The organism is Streptomyces sp. NPDC057438 (assembly GCF_042802995.1).
In the GTDB taxonomy this organism is placed as follows: Bacteria; Actinomycetota; Actinomycetes; order Streptomycetales; family Streptomycetaceae; genus Streptomyces.
Genome location: NZ_JBHVDD010000002.1, coordinates 139,698 through 155,799 on the forward strand (window position 1 = coordinate 139,698; position 16,102 = coordinate 155,799).

16 protein-coding genes are annotated in these 16,102 nt (G+C 71.2%); 5 read left to right on the forward strand and 11 right to left on the reverse strand.

Annotated elements, in window-relative coordinates; genetic code table 11:
* The first annotated feature begins 79 nt into the window (after positions 1 to 79).
* Entirely contained in the window at positions 80 to 1,495 is a 1,416-nt protein-coding gene (locus tag ACFU5F_RS02390) for a zinc-dependent metalloprotease (RefSeq protein ID WP_383880725.1), read from the forward strand.
* Positions 1,492 to 2,007: an NUDIX hydrolase gene (locus ACFU5F_RS02395; RefSeq protein WP_383880728.1), complete on the forward strand. Its 516-nt coding sequence runs from the start codon at positions 1,492 to 1,494 to the stop codon at positions 2,005 to 2,007. Before ACFU5F_RS02390 ends, ACFU5F_RS02395 begins: the two co-directional genes overlap by 4 nt.
* Positions 2,008 to 2,180: 173 nt before the next feature.
* Here ACFU5F_RS02395 and ACFU5F_RS02400 read toward each other — a convergent pair whose 3' ends face one another.
* The 4 genes from ACFU5F_RS02400 to ACFU5F_RS02415 all read right to left on the reverse strand — a co-directional run bounded on the left by ACFU5F_RS02400 (position 2,181) and on the right by ACFU5F_RS02415 (position 6,144).
* The gene (locus ACFU5F_RS02400; RefSeq protein ID WP_383880731.1) at positions 2,181 to 2,933 is read right to left on the reverse strand and encodes an AIM24 family protein; all 753 of its coding nucleotides are present in this window, start codon (positions 2,931 to 2,933) and stop codon (positions 2,181 to 2,183) included.
* A gap of 27 nt (positions 2,934 to 2,960) precedes the next feature.
* Positions 2,961 to 3,638 carry an AIM24 family protein gene (locus ACFU5F_RS02405; protein ID WP_383880733.1) on the reverse strand — a complete coding sequence of 226 codons (678 nt, stop codon included), beginning with the start codon at positions 3,636 to 3,638 and terminating at the stop codon, positions 2,961 to 2,963.
* A gap of 8 nt (positions 3,639 to 3,646) precedes the next feature.
* On the reverse strand, positions 3,647 to 5,299 hold the full coding sequence (locus ACFU5F_RS02410; RefSeq protein ID WP_383880736.1) for a TerD family protein: 1,653 nt from the start codon (positions 5,297 to 5,299) through the stop codon (positions 3,647 to 3,649).
* A 248-nt stretch (positions 5,300 to 5,547) separates the two neighbouring features.
* Positions 5,548 to 6,144 carry a M48 family metallopeptidase gene (locus tag ACFU5F_RS02415; RefSeq protein ID WP_383880739.1) on the reverse strand — a complete coding sequence of 199 codons (597 nt, stop codon included), beginning with the start codon at positions 6,142 to 6,144 and terminating at the stop codon, positions 5,548 to 5,550.
* Between the two features lie 219 nt (positions 6,145 to 6,363).
* Between ACFU5F_RS02415 and ACFU5F_RS02420 the strand changes: the two genes are divergently transcribed.
* Complete coding sequence (locus ACFU5F_RS02420; RefSeq protein ID WP_383880742.1) at positions 6,364 to 7,629, forward strand: TOMM precursor leader peptide-binding protein; 1,266 nt, start codon at positions 6,364 to 6,366, stop codon at positions 7,627 to 7,629.
* Positions 7,622 to 8,977 (forward strand): ABC1 kinase family protein, encoded by a 1,356-nt coding sequence (locus ACFU5F_RS02425; protein WP_383880745.1) that lies wholly within the window; start codon positions 7,622 to 7,624, stop codon positions 8,975 to 8,977. Before ACFU5F_RS02420 ends, ACFU5F_RS02425 begins: the two co-directional genes overlap by 8 nt.
* 151 nt (positions 8,978 to 9,128) lie before the next feature.
* Here the strand turns inward: ACFU5F_RS02425 and ACFU5F_RS02430 are convergent, their stop codons facing one another.
* From ACFU5F_RS02430 to ACFU5F_RS02450, 5 genes are all read right to left on the reverse strand, one after another.
* On the reverse strand, positions 9,129 to 9,338 hold the full coding sequence (locus tag ACFU5F_RS02430) for a hypothetical protein (RefSeq protein WP_383880748.1): 210 nt from the start codon (positions 9,336 to 9,338) through the stop codon (positions 9,129 to 9,131).
* Between the two features lie 149 nt (positions 9,339 to 9,487).
* Complete coding sequence (locus ACFU5F_RS02435; RefSeq protein WP_383880751.1) at positions 9,488 to 9,811, reverse strand: hypothetical protein; 324 nt, start codon at positions 9,809 to 9,811, stop codon at positions 9,488 to 9,490.
* Positions 9,808 to 10,176 (reverse strand): WhiB family transcriptional regulator, encoded by a 369-nt coding sequence (locus tag ACFU5F_RS02440; RefSeq protein ID WP_383880754.1) that lies wholly within the window; start codon positions 10,174 to 10,176, stop codon positions 9,808 to 9,810. Before ACFU5F_RS02440 ends, ACFU5F_RS02435 begins: the two co-directional genes overlap by 4 nt.
* A gap of 173 nt (positions 10,177 to 10,349) precedes the next feature.
* Complete coding sequence (locus ACFU5F_RS02445; RefSeq protein WP_383880756.1) at positions 10,350 to 10,673, reverse strand: hypothetical protein; 324 nt, start codon at positions 10,671 to 10,673, stop codon at positions 10,350 to 10,352.
* A gap of 164 nt (positions 10,674 to 10,837) precedes the next feature.
* Positions 10,838 to 13,060, reverse strand: a complete 2,223-nt coding sequence (locus ACFU5F_RS02450) for an ATP-dependent DNA helicase UvrD2 (RefSeq protein ID WP_383880759.1) — start codon at positions 13,058 to 13,060, stop codon at positions 10,838 to 10,840.
* Positions 13,061 to 13,325: 265 nt separating this feature from the next.
* Here ACFU5F_RS02450 and ACFU5F_RS02455 point away from each other — a divergent pair, with 265 nt between their 5' ends.
* Entirely contained in the window at positions 13,326 to 13,568 is a 243-nt protein-coding gene (locus tag ACFU5F_RS02455) for a mycoredoxin (RefSeq protein ID WP_383880762.1), read from the forward strand.
* Positions 13,569 to 13,639: 71 nt separating this feature from the next.
* On the opposite strand, the gene nudC is transcribed toward ACFU5F_RS02455, so the two are convergent.
* Both nudC and ACFU5F_RS02465 read right to left on the reverse strand, forming a co-directional pair.
* Entirely contained in the window at positions 13,640 to 14,587 is a 948-nt protein-coding gene (nudC, locus tag ACFU5F_RS02460) for an NAD(+) diphosphatase (protein WP_383880765.1), read from the reverse strand.
* Positions 14,588 to 14,670: 83 nt separating this feature from the next.
* Positions 14,671 to 16,092 (reverse strand): dipeptidase, encoded by a 1,422-nt coding sequence (locus tag ACFU5F_RS02465; RefSeq protein ID WP_383880768.1) that lies wholly within the window; start codon positions 16,090 to 16,092, stop codon positions 14,671 to 14,673.
* Positions 16,093 to 16,102: the final 10 nt, after the last annotated feature.

Genomic DNA, 16,102 nt, shown 5'->3' on the forward strand with positions numbered 1-16,102 from the left:
CCGTGGTGTCTAGGCTGGGTGGTGTTCGGGCAGCCGCGCCGTCGGAGAAAACCGATGGCCCTATCAGCCGAGGAATCCCGTGAGTGACACCCCATTCGGATTCGGCCTTCCGCCGGAGGAGCCGGACGACGGCGACGAGGGCAAGAAGAAGGACCAGCAGAGCGGTGGTGGTCAGGGACCGGCCAACCCGTTCGGCTTCGGGTTTCCCGGTGCCGGCGGTCCCGGCGCCGACAATCCGTTCGCCGCGATGTTCGGTTCCATGAACCCCACCGACCTGGGCGCCGCCTTCCAGCAGCTGGGCCAGATGCTCTCGTACGAGGGCGGCCCGGTGAACTGGGACATGGCCAAGCAGATCGCCCGCCAGACGGTCGCCCAGGGAACCGCCGACGGCACCAAGGACGCGAGTGTCGGTCCGGCGGAGCGCACCGCCGTCGAGGAGGCCGTCCGCCTGGCCGACCTGTGGCTCGACGACGCGACGTCCCTGCCGTCCGGCGCGGGCTCCGCCGTGGCGTGGAGCCGCGCGGAGTGGGTGGAGGCCACCCTGCCGGCCTGGAAGGAACTCGTCGATCCGGTGGCCGAGCGCGTCGGCGGCGCCATGGGCGACATCCTGCCGGAGGAGATGCAGGCCATGGCCGGCCCGCTGATCGGCATGATGAAGTCGATGGGCGGCGCCATGTTCGGCCAGCAGATCGGGCAGGCCGTGGGCGTGCTCGCGGGCGAGGTCGTCGGTTCCACCGACGTGGGGCTGCCGCTCGGCCCGGCCGGCAAGGCCGCACTGCTGCCGATCAACGTGGAGGCGTTCGGCAAGGACCTGGGCGTCGGCAAGGACGAGGTGCGCCTCTACCTGGCCCTGCGCGAGGCCGCCCACCAGCGTCTCTTCGCCCACGTTCCCTGGCTGCGCTCGCACCTGTTCGGCGCGGTCGAGGGCTACGCGCGCGGGATCAAGGTCGACACGGCCAAGCTGGAGGACGTGGTCGGCCAGTTCGACCCGCAGAACCCCGAGGAGCTGCAGCAGGCGCTCCAGCAGGGCATGTTCCAGCCGGAGGACACCCCCGCGCAGAAGGCGGCCCTGGCCCGCCTGGAGACCGCTCTGGCGCTGGTGGAGGGCTGGGTGGACGCGGTGGTGCACGCCGCCGCGAAACCGCGCCTGTCGTCCGCGGACGCGCTGCGCGAGACCCTGCGCCGCCGTCGCGCCACAGGCGGCCCCGCCGAGCAGACCTTCGCCACGCTGATCGGTCTGGAGCTGCGCCCCCGTCGTCTGCGCGACGCCTCCCGCCTGTGGGCTTCCCTCACGGACGCACGCGGTGTCGACGGCCGCGACGCCCTGTGGGCCCACCCCGACATGCTGCCCACCGCCTCCGACCTGGACGACCCGGACGGCTTCGTCCACCGTGAGCAGCTGGACTTCTCCGAGCTCGACAAGATGCTCGGCGAGGCCGCGGGCGGCTCCACCGAGAAGCCGGACCTCAAGAAGAAGGACGACGACACCGAGTGAGCCTGCACGACGACGCGGTCCTCGTACTCAAGAGCTACGAGGACCAGGCCGAGCTGCGCCAGGCATATCTCGATCACCTCGCCGCCCACCCGGACGGCATGTGGAAGGCGTGCGGCAGCGGGCACATCACGGCGAGCGCCCTGGTGATCGATCCCGAGCGCGGCCGGGTGCTGCTCACGCTCCACAGGAAGCTGCGCATGTGGCTCCAGATGGGCGGCCACTGCGAGCCCGGGGACGGCACGCTCGCGGGCTCCGCCCTGCGCGAGGCCACGGAGGAGTCCGGTATCGCGGGCCTGACGCTGCTGCCCAGCGGTCCGGTCCGTCTCGACCGTCACCACACCCCGTGCGCCTGGCACCTCGACGTGCAGTACGCGGCGCTCGCCCCCGCCGGCGCCGTCGAAGCGATCAGCGACGAGTCCCTCGACCTGCGCTGGTTCCCCTACGACGAGGTTCCGACCGTCGCCGACGACTCGGTCGTACGTCTGCTGGACGCCACCCGAGCACGGCTCTGACCTCGCTCTTTCGGAGGCTCTGACCTCGCTCTTTCGTGTGGCGTCGGAGGGGCGGCGGGTGTGCTGCCGACGGGTGGTGGGCAGGCCCCCACCGGGGGGACGGACACGGTAAGGGGCGTCCGCCAGGCGGACGCCCCTTACCCGTACTCACGTGCGGCGCGTACGGCCGCTGATCAGTTGCGGCTACCCCCGAGGGAGTTGCCGCTCAGCCCGCCGCCTCCCATGCCGAACTGTCCGAGCACCCCGGACGTGCGCAGATGCTGCGGCGGCAGCAGCTCGCTCGGCTGCACCAGGACATGCCCGTGGCCCCCGAAGTGCATCTCCCAGCCCTCACCGGTGGAGCCCCTGCGGCGCCACACCGCGGACGTGGAGGTCGGCGCCTGGAGCTGGGTGCGCAGCGAGGTGGACCAGGCGATGACCGCGTCCGAGTCGACGCAGATGTTCTTCTCCGGGGTCACTTCCAGGGCCAGCGGCTCCCCCGAGGTCATCAGGACGACCTTGCCGCCACCGGACAGCTCCAGGTTGTACGCCCCGGCCGAGGCCACCTCGACGGCGCTGTCCACGGCGACGATGCCGACGTTCAGGGAGCCGTCGAAGGCGAGCACGGCGGAGGAGTCGACGGTGATGCCGCCGCCGACCTCCATGATGTGCAGGTACTGCGCGAAGTTGGCGAGGTACACGACCCCGTTGCCCTTGCAGCGCATGAGTTCGAGGCGCTCACCGGTCATCCGCTCGGCGTTGCGCCAGCTGCGGTTGCGGTACTGGCTGTCGAAGTCGACCTGCCCCTCGAAGGCGACCATGGCGCCCTGACGGGCCAGGACGGGACTGCTGCCGATGGTGACATCGGTCTTGAGCAGCTGTGGGTTCTGCAGTGTGTAGCGCTCGGTGTGGTTCACCGGGATGTGCGCGAAGAGCGTGCTGTGCATGGTGTGCTGTTCTCCTCTCGGCCCCGGTCAGCCACGGATCTTGAAACGGTCGCCGGTGTCCTCGCTGGGCTGGACGACCACGAAGCCCCGTCCCTTGAAACCGATCTGGAACGCCTCTCCGCTGCCCCGGCCGATCAGCGCACTGGCCTTCATGGTGCGGCGGGCCTTCATGTCGAGGCCGTCGGTCCAGGCGATCAGCGCGTCCGGGTCGACGTACGTCTCCCGCTCGGCGCAGTCGAGGGAGATCGGCACGCCCCGGCTGACCAGGGCGACCCACCCGGTGCCGCGGATCACGAGGTTGGTCAGGCCCGAACCGGAGAGCTTGGCGAGGCCCTTGACCGGCTCGATGGTGAGCTGGAGCGAGGCGTCGCAGGCCAGCAAGGTGGGGCCGTTGACGGACAGCGCCTCGTTGTTCAGATGGAGGACGAGGACGTCACCGCCGTAGTCGGCGAGGTAGAGGTCCCCGTCGCCCCGGCAGAGCATGAGCTTGCCGCCCTCGCCGCTGACCATCTCCTCCGCGCTGCGGCGCAGCGTGGCGGGCGGGCCGTCGAACTGTACGTACCCGTCGTACGCGATCATCGAGCCGGCCTTGGCCAAGAGGTCCTGGCCGCTGACCATGGTGACCTTGAGCGTCTTGGAACTGTGCACGCCCATGCGGACGCCGGTGGCGGCGGAGCGGTGCGCGTTGAGTGTCTGGAGGTCCATGCTCTGCCTCACACCTCGAAGGGCTGGACGACGACGAAGTTGCCGGGCGCGCCGCGGAACTGGAGGTTGACGGCCTCCTGGGTCTGCCGTGCGTACCCGGAGCGGCGCAGCCTGAGCGAGGTGGTGGTGACGGCCTGCGCACCCGCGGACCAGGCGATGACGGCGTTGCCGTCGACGTAGGTGGCCGGACCGACGGGCAGGACGACGGGCACGCCGCGCGTCTTGACGACGACCGCGCCCGTGCCGGAGAAGAGCATGCTGAACAGACCGCCGCCCGGCAGGCCCGCACCCTCGATCCGGCGGACCTCCGTGTCCAGGGACTCGTCGAAGGCGAGGACGCCCGGCGCGCTGGTGTAGAGCTGTTCGTTCTCCAGGCGGATGACGAAGAGGCGGCTGCCCTCGTCGGCGAGGAACACCTCGCCGTCCCCGGAACACCGCATCAGGGCCATGCCCTGACCGGTGAGCTGGCCCGTCAACTTGCCGAGCAGTCCGGAACCCTTGTGGGCGAAGTCGATGTCGCCCTGGTAGGCGACCATGCTGCCCTGCTTGGCGAGGATGTTGGCGCCCTTGGTGAGCGTCGTCCGCACCAGCTGCGGGTTCTGCTCGGTCCAGCGGTCCCCGACGGGGGCCTCGGAGTACTTCGTCAGGACGACCCTCAGTCCCGCCTCCGGCGGCACCGGCGCCAGTTGCGCGCCACCGCCGAAGGGCTGGGCCTGCCCCGGGAAGGCCCCGGGGGGCGTGAACGGTCCGCCCTGCGGGGCGGCGCCGGGGGGTGTGAAGGGGCCGCCCTGGGGCGCGGCGCCCGGAGGAGTGAAGGGCCCGCCCTGGGGCGGCGCGCCGGGCGGGGTGAACGGGCCACCCTGCGGCGCCGGCGGTGCCGGGGGCGGAACAGTGCCGCCGGGCGGCGTGTGAAGGGGCGCGGCGATGGTCGGCGCGACGTGCACGGAGGGGGAGGGCGCCGGAGGCGCGTGCCCCTGCGCGGGCGCTGGGGGCGCGTAACCCTGTGCGGGTGCCGGGGGTGCGTATCCCTGCGTGGGCGCGGGGGCCGGAGCGGCGGGGGCACCGAACGCGGGCGGGGCGAAGCCGGGGGCGGCACCGGTCTGCGGTGGCTGCGGTGCGGCTGCGGGCTCCTCCTCCGCGACCTCGCCGCCGAAGTTCTTCAGCAGCGCGTCGAGGCCGCCGTCGAAGCCCTGTCCGACGGCCGCGAACCGCCACACGTCCTTCAGGTAGAAGTCGCCCAGCATCACGGCGCGCTCGGTGGAGAACTCCGAGCCGTCGAACGGATACCGGGCCACCTCCTCGCCACCCGCGACGATACGGACGTACCCGGGGGCGATCTGCGACATCTGGCCGTTGCCGTCGATGGTCGCCGTGAACGACAGCTTCTGGATCTGGGGCGGGATCCTGTCCAGAGTGACGCGGAAGGACTCCGTGTCACCGGACTGGGCACCCAGGAGCTGGATCGACTCCTCGGGGGACTTCGGCTGGTTGAAGAAGACGAAGTAGCGGTCGTCCGACAGCCGTTCGTCGGCGTCCAGACCGAAGCAGCTGATGTCGAAGGTCAGCCCGGGGCCGGAGATCTGTACGCCTACGTACAGGTCCGTGCCCGCGGTGAGGTCACTGATCTTGGCCTTGTGGCCGCGTTGGAATTCCCTGGCCATGCGTAACGACCGTCCCCCATCCCGTCCCGAAAGTGCGTACGCCTGCGAGTGCGTCGCGTCAGGCTAACCGCAAAGTCGTGAAGCGTACGAGGCTGGTACAGAGACGGTACAAAAGCGCGACTTCGGTCACCGGTTGCACAAACGCACACACATGCGGGATACGTCTTCCGGGATGCCCACGCCGGCCCGCGGCGCGCCTGCGGAGCACGGGCCGTGAACCGCGTTCGCCGGACCCCCGGGAAGCGGTGTCACTCGTCCGGGGCGACCGGCCGGTGCGGCAGCCGGTCGGCGGCGACCACCCCTTCGAGGTAGCCGCGCGCCCGCTCGGTGCGCGGATACGCCTCCAGCAGCTGCCAGAAACGGGGCCCGTGCCCCGGTACGAGCAGGTGCGCGAGTTCGTGGAGCAGGACGTAGTCGACGACGTACTCGGGCATGCCCTGCAGCCGGTGCGACAGGCGGATGCTGCCCTCGGCGGGGGTGCAGGAGCCCCAGCGGGTGTTCTGGTTGGTGACCCACCGGACGGAGGCGGGCCGGGCGCGACCACCGAAGTACTGGTCCGAGAGCCGTGCGGCGTGCTCCGTCAGTTCGGAGTCGCCGAGACGCCGTTTGCTTTCCTGCGCCGCCAGCTTGTCGAGCATGACGGTCACCCAGCGTTGCTCCTCGGCTTCGGACATCCGGGCGGGGATGAGCACGACGGTGCGATCGCCCTCGCGGTACGCGGAGACGGTTCTGCGTCGTCTCGCGCTCCTGCGGACCTCGATCGCGCTCGCTCGTGAGCCGCTCGGCGGCTGGCTCGTCGTGCTGCGCTGTGGCTTTCCGGCGCGGTGCAGTGGGTCGGCGGGCACGTCCCGACGTTACCCGCTGCACACGGGGGAAGTCCCGCCTCCGGAAGGGTTCGATGTCGATGCGCCCTCCGAGCGACGGATTTGTACGACGGATGCCGTCGCCTGTGGACAACTTTCGACAGGCATCGTCGCGGTCCGTGCATGCTGGCACTCGTCGGCGGACCGTGCGCTCGCACCGCCGACACACAGCGACCGATTCAGGGCTGACGGGGGCCGATCATGCATCCGATGGTGAAGCCCGCGCTCCGGCGCGGCTGGCGGGATCTCAATACCGTGCAGTTCGGTCTGGCACCGGCACACGCCATGGTGCTGGGTCCGATGGACACGGCGACGGGCAGTTTCCTGTCCCTGCTCGACGGGACACGCGGGCTGCCGCTCCTGCGCGAGGAGGGGCGCCGGATGGGCCTGCCGGACGGCCACGTCGACGGCCTGGTGGACCGGCTCACCCGGTCCGGCCTGCTGGACGACGCGACGGGCGGCGGTCCGGCCGCGGACGAGCTGCGCGGCAGGCGCGAGGTCATGGAGCGGTTGCGTCCCGACGCCGCCGCGCTCTCCCTGATCGCGCCCGAGCCGGGTGACGCCCTCGATCGGCTGGCGGCGCGCCGGTCACTGAGAGTGCAGGTACGCGGCGCGGGCAGGGTGGGCGCGACGCTCGCCTCCCTGCTCTCGGCCGCCGGCGTCGGTGAGGTGGACGTACGCGATGTCGGCCGGGTCGAGCCGTGGGACGTGACACCCGGTGGTCTGCCGGCGGAGTCGATCGGTGAACGCAGGGACATGGCCGCGCGCCGAGCCGCCCGCCACGCGGCACCGGATCGCCCGCCCCGTCGCCGCCGCGGGGCCCGGCAGCACGCGAAACCGTCCGAGGACACCCCGGTGGACCGCCTGCGCGAGGAGCCCGGCTTCTCGCTGGTGGTGCTCGCCCCGCGTGCCGGTGTCGACGTCCACGCCCCGAGGCCCTCCGTCGCGGAACCGCTCATCGCCTCGGGCACACCACACCTCTATGCCGGCGTGGTCGAGGGGACCGGCGTGGTCGGCCCCCTGGTCCTGCCCGGCGAGACCGGATGTGCGGGCTGCCTCGACCAGAGCCGTGCCGACCGCGACGAGACCTGGCCACGGCTGGTCGCCCAGTGGCGTTCCGGCCGCCCTCATCAGCTCGAAGCCTGTGATGTCACACTGGCCACGGCCGTCGCCGGGCTGGCCGCGGGGCATGCGCTCGCGTTCCTCGACGGGCAGCTGCCGTCCAGTGCGGGAGCCCGCTGGGAGGTCTCGGCCCCGGGCTTCGACTGGCACGCACGCCCGGTGTGGCCCCACGCGGGGTGCTCCTGCTCAGCCGCCGAAAAGGGCGAGGGCGAGAAAGGTAACGGGGAACACACCCCGAAGGAGGGGGAGGCGCGCGCGACAATGGCGGAGCAACAGCGGTCAACGAGGTTGTCCCGCAAGGCACACGCGGCACGGCCTGCTGGGACTTGGAGGGCGCATGTCTGATCTTCCCCGCAAGGCGGTCACCCGGACCGCCAAGCTCGCCGCGCTTCCGCTCGGCATCGCGGGCCGGGCCACCTGGGGACTCGGCAAGCGGATCGTCGGCGAGTCGGCCGAGCTGGTGGGCCGCGAACTCCAGCAGCGCACGGCGGAGCAACTGTTCAAGGTCCTGGGCGAGCTGAAGGGCGGTGCGATGAAGTTCGGGCAGGCCCTGTCCGTCTTCGAGTCGGCGCTCCCCGAGGAGGTCGCGGGCCCCTACCGCGCAGCTCTGACGAAGCTCCAGGACGCCGCTCCCCCGATGCCGACCCGCACGGTGCACGCAGTGCTGGAGGAGCGCATCGGGGAGGACTGGCAGGAGCTGTTCCTGGAGTTCGAGGAGAAGCCGGCCGCCGCGGCCTCGATCGGCCAGGTGCACCGCGCGGTCTGGCACGACGGCCGCACGGTCGCGGTGAAGGTGCAGTATCCGGGCGCGGGCGAGGCCCTGCTCTCCGACCTCGGCCAGCTCAGCCGGTTCGCGCGGCTGCTGGGCCCGCTGATCCCCGGCATGGACATCAAACCGCTCATCGCGGAGCTACGGGACCGGGTCTCCGAGGAGCTCGACTACGGCCTGGAGGCCCAGGCCCAGCAGGCGCACGCGGAGGAGTTCGCGGACGACCCGGACGTCGTGGTCCCCGCCGTGGTCCACCAGTGCGACCAGGTGCTCGTGACCGAGTGGATGGAGGGCACGCCTCTCTCCGAGGTGATCACCGACGGCACTCAGGAGCAGCGTGACCGGGCGGGCCAGCTGCTGACCCGCTTCCTGTTCTCCGGTCCGGCCCGCACCGGCCTCCTGCACGCCGACCCGCATCCGGGCAACTTCCGCCTCCTGCCTGACGAAAAGCTCGGCTGGCGCCTGGGCGTCCTGGACTTCGGCACGGTGGACCGGCTGCCGGGCGGGCTGCCTGCCACGATCGGTGCGGCCCTTCGGCTGACGATCGAGGGCGAGGCGGAGGGCGTCTACGAGATGCTCCGCACGGAGGGGTTCGTGAAGGAATCGATAGACCTGGACCCGGACGCGGTTCTCGACTACCTGCACCCCATCATCGAACCGGTCCGCGCCGACGAGTTCTCCTTCGCCCGCGGCTGGATGCGCAGCCAGGCCGCCCGCATCGCCGACCCCCGCTCCCCCGCGCATCAACTGGGCAAGCAGCTGAACCTGCCCCCGTCCTACCTCCTCATCCACCGGGTCACGCTGAGCACCATCGGTGTCCTGTGCCAACTCGGTGCGACGGTACGCATGCGCGACGAACTGGAGGAGTGGCTGCCCGGTTTCCTGCCCGAAGAGGAGGAGGGCGAGTCAGCCGCGGAGGCGTGACCGGTTCGCTCGGCGACGGCTCGTCTGCTGTCTGAGCGATCCCGGCCCGGGCATGGGCTCGGCCAAGGGCACGGACACGGCTGAGGGCATGGACACGGTCAAGGCCCAGTCCGCGAATGCCGGTCCGCGGGCGCGGGGACCGGCCCGTGGTTCACCACCAGGCCGAGTCCAGTCGCCCCTCGATCGCCCGCAGGTTCTCCCGGGTGCAGGTCTCGCAGAAGTAGTGCCGTCGGCCGTGTTCCACGGAACAGATCCACAGGGGCTGAGGGGCTCCGGCGGTGGTGCCGCAGCGGGCGCACACGAGGGTGTGGGGTTCTGCGGCGGAGCCGCTGTCGTCGCTGTCTCCGGAAAGACTCGTCACTCGGCGACGATAGCCCCGCGGTCGACGGATCCGTGGTCACCACGCACCGCGGGGGCCGGCCCGTTCGGACCGGCCCCCGCGGGGAGCCACTGTTGTCGGTGGTGGTGATGTGCCTGGCCAGGCTGGTTATGCCGGTTGCCGCATGGCGGCTACTGCATGACCGCCATGGCGAGCGCACGGCGGGCACGCATCGACGCGCGCTCGGCCCGGCGCTGCATCCGGCGGGCCACCGCCAGGCGCATGGCCCGGCGTTCCTGCTCGGCCTGGTGCAGGCGCTCGTGCATATGCGCACGAGCCAGGGCTTCTGGCATGAGATGCATTTCTCGGGTCCTGTTCTGACGCGAGTCGTTCGCGCCGGTGGTGGTGAAGTGTGGAGTCGCGGAGCCGGCGGGCTCGCTCGTGGACGGCTTCATCGGGGCCTGCTTCTTGGGGTCGTGCGTGAGGGGGCGGTCGATCGTTCCGGTGATGTTCATGCTGTGACCGGGTTCTTGCGCGGGCGGCCACGGGGCCGCTTGCGGGCCACGACAACACCCTGGACGAACAGCTCGCCACCCCAGACACCCCAGGGCTCACGCCGCTCCTTGGCGCCGGCGAGGCAGGCCTCCATCAGCGGGCAGGTGCGGCAGAGGGATTTGGCGTACTCCACGTCGGCCGGCGACTCGGCGAAGAAGACCTCCGGGTCGTAGGAGCGGCAGGGGACGGGTACGCCGAGGTTCTCGATGGCGTCGTCGAGCGCGGTGAGCGCGGTGAGCGGGGTCAAGGCGGAGTCCTCCGTGAGGCCGGGCGGGGAGATCGTTTCGGAAGGCGGTACGGACGGGGCGTGCGCTTCGAGTTGCACGGTTCGTCTTCCTCGTCTGGTCGTTCCGGCCTGTTGGCCGGTGGCGGCTGGTACCGGGTTCTTTTCTTGTCCCGAGGCCCCTTCGCGCTGTAGTCCCTGGTCGGGGACAAACAGAAGGGCCGCGGATCCCGGATGGGGTTCCGCGGCCCTGAAGGCGCCGGCCTGATCGTCGATCAGGCTGGATCACTCCAGGGTTCAGGCCCACGGAAGGCCCACATCAGGTGGTGCTGCGTCGTCTGCTTCCGGAATCCGGCACCGGCCGCCGCGAAGGCATAGGCCTGGGCCTGTCCCTCTACTGCTGCTTCCAGTGCCCTGGTCGGTCGCTCATTGCGCTCACGGACGGGAAGGCCCGCCAGAGACACGGAGGGAGCCGGACGGCCGCCACTGATGGCGGACAGACCGGTGCCCAGGTTCGAGACGCCGAGCATGCACAGGGAGACGGCCGAGCGATCGGTCATTTTGACCGTGCTGATGAAGCTGGTGTTGATGCTGATCACTGGACTCGCCTCCTCTCGGCGTCTATGGGGACCGGCGCGAGCCAATCCGACGGATATGAAGTACACCACGAAACCGGGGCCTTCGAGAAGGCCGCTGCTCTCGTGCCTAAGAACCTATGGGGATTCCCGGGGCATGCGCAAACTATTTTTTCGACGAGTTCGCATCAGTCGTTCCCGTCCTCGCACCCAGGCTCCCGACCTGCGCAGATGTCGAGAACATCGGCTCCGTAGCGCTGCAGCTTGCGGCTGCGTACACCGGGGATGCGACCGAGCTCAACCGGAGTGCTCGGCCCCGCTTCCGCGATCGCCATCAGGGTCCGGTCGGTGAAGACACAGAAGTCCGGTTGGCCGCTGCGCTGCGCCTGGACCGCGCGCCACTCACGCAGTCGCTCGTAGAGGCCTTCGTCCATGTCGGAGGGGCAGTCCTCGCAGCGCATCAGTTTCATGTCGCCGGCGTCCCGCAGCGTGCGCCCGCAGACACGGCAGCGGGCCGGTGTCCGGCTGGTGCGGCGCGCGACCGCCTCGGTACCGCCGGTCATGCCGTCACCCGTACGGCCGCCGCCCGAGCCCCGTTCGACGCCCCCGGCGCCCGCCGCGCCGGTCCGGCCGGCCTTGGCGGTGGAGCCGGGGCGCAGTCCGTCCAGGAAGCGGCTGGGGCGGCGGCTGGGGCGGCCGCCGGGCGACCGGGACAGGGCCCAGGAGACCGAGAGCTGTTCGCGCGCGCGGGTGACCCCCACATAGAGGAGCCGTCTCTCCTCCTCGATCTGTTCGTCCGTTCTCGCATAGGTGATCGGCATCATGCCTTCGGCGACACCGACCAGGAAGACGACGTCCCACTCCAGCCCCTTCGCGGAGTGCAGGGAGGCGAGCGTGACGCCCTGGACGGTCGGGGCGTGCTGGGCGTTCGCGCGCTCGTCGAGTTCCGCCACGAGGTCGCCGAGCGTGGCGTCGGGCTTGGCCGCGGCGAAGTCGTGGGCCAGGTTCACCAGCGCCGCCAGCGACTCCCAGCGTTCCCTGACCGCGCCGGACCCCGCGGGCGGTTCGCCCGTCCACCCCTCGCCGGACAGGACGGCCCGTACCTGCGAGGGGAGGTCCACGGTGTCCTCGAGCAGGGTGTCGTTGTCGCCGAAGCGGGCGGCAGCTCTCAGCGCGGTACCCGCCTTGCGTACCTCGGGGCGGTCGAAGAAACGTTCCGCGCCGCGCAGCTGGTAGGGCACTCCGGCGTCCGCGAGGGCCTGCTCGTAGGTCTCGGACTGGGAGTTCGTCCGGAACAGGATGGCGATCTCTCCGGCGGGCACACCGGCGGCGACGAGATCCCGGATGCGGCGGGCGGCGCCCTCGGCCTCGGCGGGCTCGTCCGTGTATTCGGTGTAGCGGGGCTCGGGGCCCGGGGGGCGCTGCGAGATCAGTTCGAGGCGGTGGTCGGCGGCGCGGCCGCGGGCCTGGGACAGCAGACCGTTGGCCAGGTGGACGACCTGCGGGGTGGAGCGGTAGTCGCGGACCAGCTTGACGACCGTGGCCCCGGGATGGCGGTGACGGAAGTCGAGCAGATGGTCGGGAGTTGCACCAGTGAACGAATAGATCGTCTGGCTGGCGTCGCCCACGACGCACAGGTCGTCCCGGTCGCCGAGCCACAGCTCCAGGAGACGCTGCTGGAGGGGGCTGACGTCCTGGTACTCGTCGACCACGAAGTGCTGGTACTGGGAGCGGACCTGCTCGGCGATGTCCTGGCGCTCCTGGAGGATACCGACCGTGAGCAGGAGGACGTCCTCGAAGTCGATGACGGCCCGCTCACGCTTCAGCTCCTCGTACGTCGCGTAGATCTGGGCGATCTCGGCCGGGTCCCGGGGGGCGTCGCGGCCGTGCTTGGCGGTTGCGGCGGCGTAGTCGGAGGGCACCGTCCGGGTCACCTTGGACCACTCGATCTCCGCCGCCGCGTCGCGGAGTTCATTGCGATCGAGACGGATGCGACAGGCAGCGGCCGCGTCCGCGACGAGTTGGATCTTGCGGTCGACGATGCGTGGCATGCCGCCGCCGACGGCCTTCGGCCAGAAGTACTGGAGTTGGCGCAGCGCGGCCGAGTGGAACGTCCGGGCCTGGACTCCGGCGGCGCCCAGCTGGCGGAGGCGGCCGCGCATCTCGCCGGCCGCGCGGTTGGTGAAGGTGACGGCCAGCACGCTGGCGGGCTGGAGCATCCCGGCGCGCACACCGTAGGCGATCCGGTGGGTGATCGCCCGGGTCTTGCCCGTGCCGGCGCCCGCCAGCACGCACACCGGGCCGTGCAGGGCCGTCGCCACCTCGCGTTGCTCGGGGTCGAGCCCTTCGAGCACCGCGTCGGCCGAGTCGGGGACCCGCGGGAAGAGGGTGGAGTGCGTTGCTGCTGTCACACGGCCATGCTGCCAGGTCCCCGGAGACGGCCGAGGGAGTTGTCCACAGGCGGGCCCTCGCAGTCGTACTAATGCGGCGGGCGTCCTTGCGGCCGACGCGACGGGCGCCCGCGCTCCGAGGTGCGGCGGACACCGCGGTAGCCGCCGCGGCGGACGTACCGGCGAAGGTGGTGGACGCCACCCGCGCAAGGGAATGGTGGGCGTGTCGCGTACGTTCCACTCACTGCGAGCAGCACCCCTCAGACCGTGAAGGAGCGCCAGGGACATGCCGGGCACTGTGACGATGTACAGCACCACGTGGTGCGGCTACTGCCGCCGGCTGAAGAGCCAGATGGACCGTGAGGGCATCACGTACGAGGAGATCAACATCGAGCACGACCCGGACTCGGCCGCCTTCGTGGAGAAGGCGAACGGCGGGAACCAGACGGTCCCCACCGTCCTCTTCCCGGACGGCTCGACGCTCACCAACCCCTCGCTGGCGCAGGTGAAGCAGAAGATCGGCGCGTAACGGCAGCTCCCGGCCACGGCGGACGAGTCCCGGCCGCCGCGACGGGGAGTGCCGACCGCCGCGTACGCGTGCTAGCCGATGTGGCTTCGTGTCGGCAGGGGCTTGCCGTACCAGAGTTCGATCAGTCGGGCCGCGATCGAGATGCCGTAGGGAGGCAGGACCTCCCCGGACTCGAACGCGGCCCGCAGCTCTTCCCTGGAGAACCAGCGGGCCTCGTGGATCTCGTCGCCGTCGACGTCCACGGTGGTCGAGGTGGCGCGGGCCATGAAGCCGAGCATGAGGCTGGAGGGGAAGGGCCAGGGCTGGCTGGCGACGTACTCGACCTGGCCGACGGTGATGCCCACCTCCTCGTGGACCTCGCGCCGCACCGACTGCTCGATGGACTCGCCGGGCTCCACGAAGCCCGCGAGGGTGGAGAAGCGTCCCTCGGGCCAGTGGACCTGGCGGCCGAGCAGGATGCGGTCGTCGTCGTCCGTGACCGCCATGATCACTGCGGGGTCGGTGCGCGGGTAGTGCTCGGCGCCGCATGCCTGGCAGCGGCGGATGTGGCCGGCCGCCGCGATGACCGTGCGCTCCCCGCAGCGGGAGCAGAAGCGGTGCGTGCGCTGCCAGTTCTCCAGACCGACCGCGTGGACCATGAGGCCCGTGTCGCGCGGCGACAGCAGCATGCCCGCCTCGCGCAGGCCCGCCGGGCGCGCGGACTGGTCCATGCGGCCGGGGAGCGCGTCCTTCTGGAGTGCGAAATAGCTCACACCGTCGGCGTCGGTGCCCAGGAAGTAGCGGTGCGCCTCGGTGAGCGGGGCCTCGAACGAGGGGATCATGACGAGTTCGGTGGTGCCGTCCGGGGTCTCGTCGATGAGGACCTGGCCGCCGGAGACCACGAAGCAGCGGGTCGTGGGGTGGCTCCACGCCGCCGCGAGCCAGGCCTCGTCGAGCCGGTGGTGGGCGGCCCGGTCGATGCCGCTGGGGGCGGTGAGTGCGATGGGACGGTCGGCGGTGTGGTCGGTCCAGGTGGTCACGGGTGCTTCCAACTCCCCCGGTGGAACGGACGATGGGGCGGGCGGTGCGGCGGACGAGCGGGCCCGGGCGCGCGGAACCTTCTTCAGTGTCCCTCGCGGGGGCTTCGGGCCAGTTCGCCCCAGAGGTACGCGCTGGTCTCGACGCCTTTGAGGAGCAGATCCAGTTCGACCTTCTCGTTGGGGGCGTGCCAGCCGTCGGAGGGGACGGAGATGCCCAGGAAGAGCACGGGTGCGCCGAGGACCTCCTGGAGGTCGGCGGCGGGGCCGGAGCCGCCCTCGCGCGTGTAGCGGACCGGCTGCTCGAAGGCGCGGCCCATGGCCCGGACAAGCGAGCGCAGGGCCGGGTGGTCCAGCGGTGTCAGGCAGGGGCGGGTGGAGCCGCTGAAGGTGATCTCGTGGCGGATCCCGGCGGGAACGCGCTCGGCGGCCCAGGTGGTGACGGCCTTTTGGATGTGGTCCGGGTCCTGTCCGGCGACCAGGCGGAAGGACAGCTTCACCATGGCCGAGGAGGGGATGACCGTCTTGCTGCCCGCGCCCTGGTAGCCGCCTCCGATGCCGTTGACCTCCGCGGTCGGACGGGCCCAGACGCGTTCCAGGGTGGTGTGTCCGCGTTCACCGTGCGCCGCCGTGGACCTGGCCGTGCGCAGCCAGCGCTCCTCGTCGAAGGGCAGTTCGGCGAAGAGTTCGCGCTCGCGGTCGGTGAGTTCGGTGATGCCGTCGTAGAAGCCGGGGATCGCCACGCGCGCGTGCTCGTCGTGCAGGGCGGCGACGAGGCGGGCGATCTCGGTGGCCGGGTTCGGTACGGCACCGCCGAAGGAACCGGAGTGGATGTCCTGGTCGGGGCCGTACAGCCGGATCTCGCACTCGGCGAGGCCGCGCATGCCGGTGCACACGGTGGGGGTGTCCTCGGCCCACATGCCGGTGTCGGAGACGACGACCGCGTCGGCGGCGAGCCGCTCGGCGCGCTCTTCGACGAGCGCGCGGAAGTGCGGGGAGCCGGACTCCTCCTCGCCCTCGATCAACATCTTCAGATGGACGGCGGGAGCGGTCCGGCCGGTGGCGACGAGGTGGGCGCGGACGCCGAGTGTGTGGAAGAACACCTGGCCCTTGTCGTCTGCGGCTCCGCGCGCGTGGAGGCGGTTTCCACGGATCACCGGCTCGAACGGCTCGGTGTCCCAGCCGTCGGCGAGGGCGGCGGGCTGCACGTCGTGGTGTCCGTAGACCAGGACGGTCGGGGCGTCGGCGTCCTCGGCGGGCCATTCCGCGAAGACGGCGGGAGCGCCGGGCGTCTCCCAGACCTCGGCCGTGGGGAAGCCGGTCTCCCGAAGCTTGGCGGCCAGCCAGTCGGCGCTGCGCCGGACGTCCGTCGCGTGCTCGGGCTGCGCCGACACCGACGGGATGCGCAGCCACTCGACGAGGTCGTCGAGGAAGGCGGCACGGTGGTCCTGGATGTATGTACGGACGACGCTGACGTCGCTGACGTCACTGTCAACGGACTGGCTCATGCCGACGAGC

What these genes read in the sequence shown, in the direction of transcription:
- ACFU5F_RS02400 (WP_383880731.1), bottom strand. Translation starts at nt 2,933, where the DNA reads ATGCACAGCACGCTCTTCGCGCACATCCCGGTGAACCACACCGAGCGC.
- ACFU5F_RS02405 (WP_383880733.1), bottom strand. Translation starts at nt 3,638, where the DNA reads ATGGACCTCCAGACACTCAACGCGCACCGCTCCGCCGCCACCGGCGTC.
- ACFU5F_RS02410 (WP_383880736.1), bottom strand. Translation starts at nt 5,299, where the DNA reads ATGGCCAGGGAATTCCAACGCGGCCACAAGGCCAAGATCAGTGACCTC.
- ACFU5F_RS02420 (WP_383880742.1), top strand. Translation starts at nt 6,364, where the DNA reads ATGCATCCGATGGTGAAGCCCGCGCTCCGGCGCGGCTGGCGGGATCTC.
- ACFU5F_RS02425 (WP_383880745.1), top strand. Translation starts at nt 7,622, where the DNA reads ATGTCTGATCTTCCCCGCAAGGCGGTCACCCGGACCGCCAAGCTCGCC.
- ACFU5F_RS02435 (WP_383880751.1), bottom strand. Translation starts at nt 9,811, where the DNA reads ATGAACATCACCGGAACGATCGACCGCCCCCTCACGCACGACCCCAAG.
- ACFU5F_RS02455 (WP_383880762.1), top strand. Translation starts at nt 13,326, where the DNA reads ATGCCGGGCACTGTGACGATGTACAGCACCACGTGGTGCGGCTACTGC.
- ACFU5F_RS02465 (WP_383880768.1), bottom strand. Translation starts at nt 16,092, where the DNA reads ATGAGCCAGTCCGTTGACAGTGACGTCAGCGACGTCAGCGTCGTCCGT.